Raw genomic sequence first — 5388 nt, 5'->3', positions numbered from 1 at the left:
CCCCGGCCGCCGCCGATGAGGTGTCGGTGCTGACGGCGGCGTTGTTCGTTGCGCACGCGCAGATGTATCAGCAGATCAGCGCTCAGGCTGCGGCCATCCATGAGCAGTTCGTGGCGACTTTGAGCGCCAGTGCGGCCTCGTATGCCGAGACCGAGGCGGCCAACGCGGCGGCGGCTCTGTGACGACGTTTCGGCCCGACAGACTGGCTTAGGGGTGAGTGTGGTCGATTTTGCGGCGTTGCCGCCGGAAGTCAACTCTGCGCGGATGTATGCCGGTGCGGGGTCGGGGCCGTTGCTGGCGGCCGCGGCGGCTTGGGACAAGTTGGCGGCGGAGTTGAGTTCGGCGGCGGGCTCGTATCGGGCGGTGGTTTCCGAGCTCACCGACGACGCGTGGTTGGGTCCGGCGTCGGCGTCGATGACGGCGGCGGTCGCGCCGTATGTGGAGTGGATGGACACCACTTCCGCGCAGGCCGAGCAGACCGCCAACCAGGCCAGGGCGGCGGCGGCGGCCTACGAGGCGGCGTTTGCCGCGGTGGTGCCGCCGGCGGTGATCGCGGCCAACCGGGCGTCGTTGGCGTCGCTGGTGGCCACCAATATCGTCGGGCAGAACACCCACGCGATCGCGGCGAACCAGGCGCAGTATGCGCAGATGTGGACCCAAGACGCTACGGCGATGCACAGTTACACCGCCAACTCGGCGGCCGCCACGACGGTGACCCCGTTCACCCCCGCGCCGCAGGACACCAAGGCGGCCGCGCCGGCCACCCAGGGCATCATAGATAAACTGAATCAGCTGCTCACGCAGTTGGGCAATTTTCTGCAAAACCTGGGTACGAGCGGGCCGTCGGCGAAGCTGCTGGACCTCTTGACCAGCAACCCAGTTAAGTTCCTCGAAGATATATCGTTATTCACTACTGGGCCCAACGCGGGTCAGGGCGGGGCAGGCTTCACTGTTGCCGGAGTCACGATTCTGACAGCCGTACCGGAAAACGCAGCGCTCGCGTTCACGTTTTGGTGGGCGGCGTCACAAGGGGGGGTGTGGGGCATGGGGGGTCTCACCGGTTCCGGATCGGCGCTGGCGGGTTCCGGGCCGGCCACCCTGGTGGGTTCGGAGTCGGCGCTGGGTGCGTCGGGGTTGGCGGGCTCGACGGGCCGGGGCGTTGCGGGGACGTCGGCGGGCCTGGGCCGGGCCGCGTCGGTCGGCGGGCTTTCGGTGCCGCAGTCCTGGGGCACCGCCCCGGAGGTCCGGCTTGCCGCCAAAGCATTGCCCGCCGCTGGTTCGGCCGCGTTGCCGCAGGCGGGGATGGCTGCGCCAGGCATGGCAGGCCTGGGCGGCATGCCGATGCTGGGCAGCGTCGTCAATGCACCGAGAAATGGCGACTCGCGCTCCCGGCAGGGCTCCGAAGCCAAAGAGTCGGCAAGGATCCCGGGGGAGGCGGGCGGTCGCGGCGGCGCACTGAATCGGTGGGTGCAGACCGATGTTACCAGCGTGTTGAGTGAACGCGATGAACTCAACAAGCTGCGCAAGGCAGCCGCGGAATTAGCGAAGAAGCGCGATGCGCTGACAATTTCGGCGGCCAAGTTGATCAGGCAGGCGATGGAGTAGCAGGTCAGCGGCTCAGCGCCGCTGGGCGAATTCGGCACCGCGGCAGCTGGCTCGAAAGGATCCGAAGACAGCTGCTGTGCCCGGACGTGGTGCGGTTGGTCGGCTGCTCGTAACATCCGATGTCATGCAAGCACAGACCGACACCGACGTCGCCCACGAGCTGGCCGGCATCGTCGGCGCCGCCGACCTGCTGACCGGCGAGGCGATCGGGTCCGACTATCACCACGACGAGGCACTGGTCGGGTCCCCAGTAACGCCGCGCTGGGTGGCCCGCCCGCACACCGCCGAGCAGGTCGCCGCGTTGCTGGCCGCCGCCACGAAGGCCAAGATCCCGGTCACCGCCCGCGGCTCGGGAACCGGCCTGTCGGCGGCCGCGCGGCCCTGCCCGGACGGGCTGCTCATCTCGTTCGAAAAGATGAACACCATCCTCGAGATCGACGCCGACAACCAGGTCGCGGTGGTGCAGCCCGGGGTCACGCTGGCCGACCTCGACACCGCCACTGCCGCGGAAGGGTTGGTGTACACCGTGTTTCCCGGTGAGCTCTCCGCCAGTGTGGGCGGCAACGTCGGCACCAACGCCGGCGGCATGCGCGCGGTCAAGTACGGAGTGACCCGCCACAACGTGGTCGGGCTGCAGGCCGCGCTGCCCACCGGTGAGCTGATCCGCACCGGTGGCAAGATCACCAAGCTGTCCACCGGCTACGACCTGACCCAGCTGATCATCGGCTCGGAGGGCACTCTGGCGCTGGCCACCGAGGTCACCGTCCGGCTCTACCCGCGGCTGGCGCACGCCGCGACGCTGCTGGCTCCGTTCCCCGACCTGCCCGCCGTGATGCGCGCGGTGCCCGCGGTGGTGCGCAGTGGCGTGGACCCGGTCATCCTCGAGTATGTCGATGCGCTCACCCTGGCTGCGATCACCTACTCGCAGAACCTGAGCCTGGGCATCCCCGACCATGTCCGCGACGCCGCCCGGGCACACCTGGTGATCGGGGTGGAGAACCGCGACCACGACCGCCTCGACGACGACGTCGCCATGCTGGGCGAGTTGCTCGAATCACTTGGTGCAATGGATTTATATGTACTGGAAGGGAATTCGGCACATGCATTGATCGAGGCGCGCGAACGGGCGTTCTGGGCCGCCAAGGCGGCCGGCGCTCACGACGTCATCGACACGGTGGTCCCGCGCGCCCAGATGCACCAGTTCCTCACCCGGGCAACCGAACTCGCCCAACAGGTCGGTGCCGGGGTGGTCGGATGCGGACACGCCGGCGACGGCAACGTGCATCTGGGGGTGTTCTGCGCCGACGACGACACCCGTTACCGGCTGCTGCACGACATCTTCGCCGCCGCGATGGACCTGGGCGGTGCGATCTCCGGCGAGCACGGCCTGGGTCGAGTCAAGACGCGCCACTTCCTGGAGCTGGAGGATCCGGTGAAAATCGCGCTGATGCGCGCTATCAAGGACTCGTTCGACCCGGCCGGTATCCTCAATCCAGGTGTGCTGCTGGACGGAGAGGTGACCCGATGACCAACGGTGCGCAGGCGTTGATCACCACGCTGGTCGACTGCGGCGTAACGGTGTGCTTCGCCAACCCCGGCACCTCCGAGATGCACTTCGTGGCCGCCCTGGACTCGGTGCCCGCGATGCACGGGGTGCTGTGCTTGTTCGAGGGTGTGGTCACCGGCGCTGCCGACGGCTACGCCCGCATCGCCGGCAAACCCGCTGCCACCCTGCTGCACCTGGGCCCCGGGCTGGGCAACGGACTGGCGAACCTGCACAACGCCCGCCGCGCACACGTCCCGGTGGTCAACGTCATCGGCGACCACGCGACCTACCACAAGAAGTACGATGCGCCGCTGGAGTCTGACATCGAACCGCTGACGGACTGGACCCACGGCTGGGTGCGGCGCACCACCTCGGGCGCCGACATCGGCCGCGACGCCGCCGAGGCGGTGGCCGAGTCGCTGGCCAGCCCGGCACAGGTCGCCAACCTGATCCTGCCCGCCGACATCTCCTGGGGCGACGGCGCCGAGCCGGCCGGGCCCGTCGAACCCGTCCCACCGGCCGCCCCGGACCCCGGGGCCGTCGCCGAGATCGCCGACACGCTGCGCAGCGGCCAAGCCCAAGCCGACTGTGTGCTGCTGATCGGCGGGCCGGCCACCGGCGTCCGTGGACTGGAAGCCGCCGACCGGATCGCCGCCGCCACCGGTGCGCGCGCGCTGGTGGAGACCTTCCCGGCCCGGCTCGCCCACGGCGCGGGTGTACCTGCGCTGGAACGCCTCGGCTACCTGGCCGAGCAGGCCGCCTACCAGCTCGACGGCATCAAACACCTGATCGTCGCCGGCACCCGCGCACCGGTGTCGTTCTTCGCCTACCCCGGCCAGCCCAGCGACCTGGTTCCGGAGGGGGCGGTCGTGCACAACCTGGCCGGCCTGGAGACCGACGTGGTGGCCGCACTGGAGCAGCTGGCCGACCTGGTGGCGCCGGGTACCGCGCCGCGGCCGGCCGCAGCACCGGAGCTGGCCGAACTTCCGGTGGGGGAGTTGACCGCCCAGAACTGGGTGCAGGTCATCGGCGCTCTGCTGCCGGAGAACGCTATCGTCTCCGACGAGTCCGTCACCGCCGGGCTGCTGCTGCCGGCGGCCACCGCCGGCTCGCCGCGCCACGACGTGCTGGCCCTGACCGGGGGGGCGATCGGGCAGGGCCTGCCGGTCGCGCTGGGCGCGGCGATCGCCGCACCCGACCGGCCGGTGATCGCGCTGGAGGCCGACGGCAGCGCGGCCTACACCATCTCGGCGCTGTGGACGATGGGGCGGGAGAACGCCAACGTCACCACGGTGCTGATCAACAACAGCGCCTATGCCATCCTGCGACTCGAACTGGCTCGCGTCGGCGCCGGCGCGGGCGGCCCGAAGGCCAGCGACCTGCTCGACCTGTCCCGGCCGAACATGGATTTCGCCAAGATCGCCGAGGGTTTCGGGGTGCCGGCCGTGGTGGCGAGCACCTGCGAGGAGCTGGCCCAAGGGTTCCGCCGGGCGCTGGCCGAGCCGGGGCCGCACCTGATCGACGCCCGGATCCCGGCGCTGCCCTGAACCTGGGCATGGCCGAGCTATCGCACGATCTCCGCGGCGCGCAGCCGCGCGACCTGGTCGCCGGTGAGCCCGGCCTCCGCGAGCAGCGCATCGGTGTGCTAGTTTTTTTTAGAATGGCCGTCGGCGTGTCTGCTCGATTTTCCGATACCCGCTGTGATGTGGTAATGATGTGTCCAAAGTTACTACAGTGACTCAGCCATCTCGGGAAAGCTGGCATGCGGCGACCCTGCGCAGGTGGAGCTCGGTTCCAGCGGCGACGTTGAAACCGAAATACGATGAGCTGCAGTCGATCTATGACATCTCCAATGAGTTCTTCGAGTTGTTCCTGGGTCCGACGATGGGCTACACCTGCGGCTACTACGAACACGCCGACACCACCCGCGACGAGGCGCAGAACGCCAAGTTCGACCTGGCGCTGGGCAAGCTGGGCCTGCAGCCGGGCATGACGCTGCTGGATATCGGCTGCGGCTGGGGCGGCGGCATGCAGCGGGCGGTCGAGAACTACGACGTCAACGTCATCGGGCTCACGCTCAGCGAGCGCCAACGCGAGTACGCCCTGGCCAAGCTGGCCAAAGTCGCGACCACCCGCAACGTCGAGGTGCGGCTGCAGGGCTGGGAGGAGTACGACGAGCAGGTGGACCGGATCGTGTCTATCGGCGCCTTCGAACACTTCGGCCACAATCGCTAACC

General features: G+C 69.0%; 4 protein-coding genes and 1 pseudogene. All 5 read left to right on the top strand.

Annotated elements, in window-relative coordinates; all coding sequences use genetic code 11:
- Positions 1 to 182 (top strand): PE family protein (locus AC2VON_RS11660; protein ID WP_486953107.1); only part of this gene is annotated, 182 nt, incomplete at its 5' end.
- Positions 183 to 264: 82 nt separating this feature from the next.
- Positions 265 to 1605 (top strand): PPE family protein, encoded by a 1341-nt coding sequence (locus AC2VON_RS11655; protein WP_486953108.1) that lies wholly within the window; start codon positions 265 to 267, stop codon positions 1603 to 1605.
- 124 nt (positions 1606 to 1729) lie between these two features.
- Entirely contained in the window at positions 1730 to 3133 is a 1404-nt protein-coding gene (locus tag AC2VON_RS11650) for an FAD-binding oxidoreductase (RefSeq protein ID WP_486953106.1), read from the top strand.
- Positions 3130 to 4698, top strand: a complete 1569-nt coding sequence (locus tag AC2VON_RS11645) for an acetolactate synthase large subunit (RefSeq protein WP_486953105.1) — start codon at positions 3130 to 3132, stop codon at positions 4696 to 4698. Before AC2VON_RS11650 ends, AC2VON_RS11645 begins: the two co-directional genes overlap by 4 nt.
- A 259-nt stretch (positions 4699 to 4957) precedes the next feature.
- Positions 4958 to 5383: pseudogene (locus tag AC2VON_RS11640) on the top strand (class I SAM-dependent methyltransferase); the annotation flags it as partial.
- Positions 5384 to 5388 lie beyond the last annotated feature (5 nt).

The sequence above is a fragment of the Mycobacterium sp. TH-M82 genome (assembly GCF_057473605.1).
Note: the sequence above shows the minus strand (reverse complement) of the source record. Positions and strands in the feature narration are given on the sequence as shown.

Excerpts from the sequence above, each read along its gene's own strand:
- AC2VON_RS11655 (WP_486953108.1), top strand. The coding sequence starts at position 265 with ATGTATGCCGGTGCGGGGTCGGGGCCGTTGCTGGCGGCCGCGGCGGCT.
- AC2VON_RS11650 (WP_486953106.1), top strand. The coding sequence starts at position 1,730 with ATGCAAGCACAGACCGACACCGACGTCGCCCACGAGCTGGCCGGCATC.
- AC2VON_RS11645 (WP_486953105.1), top strand. The coding sequence starts at position 3,130 with ATGACCAACGGTGCGCAGGCGTTGATCACCACGCTGGTCGACTGCGGC.